This window comes from Shewanella sp. CAL98-MNA-CIBAN-0140 (assembly GCF_040309905.1).
Taxonomy (GTDB): domain Bacteria; phylum Pseudomonadota; class Gammaproteobacteria; order Enterobacterales; family Shewanellaceae; genus Shewanella; species Shewanella psychromarinicola.
In genome coordinates, this window is sequence record NZ_JBEOPI010000314.1 from 1 (window position 1) to 230 (window position 230).

At 39.1% G+C, this 230-nt stretch carries 1 pseudogene; it reads right to left on the reverse strand.

The features are described 5' to 3' along the window. A pseudogene (locus tag AAEY93_RS21200) lies at positions 1–230 on the reverse strand (methyl-accepting chemotaxis protein); the annotation flags it as partial.

A 230-nucleotide genomic window follows, 5' to 3' on the forward strand; every position in this document is an offset into this window, starting at 1 on the left:
CTGCTATAATACCATTTTGTGAGTAATTACTTGTAAGTAATGAATTCTCTTCTGTCTGAGCAGCGATGCCTGCTATTCCATCCAGTTTCGATTTCATAATTCTAAGATTTTCAAGCGTGTCTTGTGTAAGTTGAGCTTGTGCATCAGCTTTCCCACTGGCTTTAATTGACCCATCCTCAACAGTAATTGCCTGATTAGATAAATCATGCCCCGCGCGGATAATATTAGAT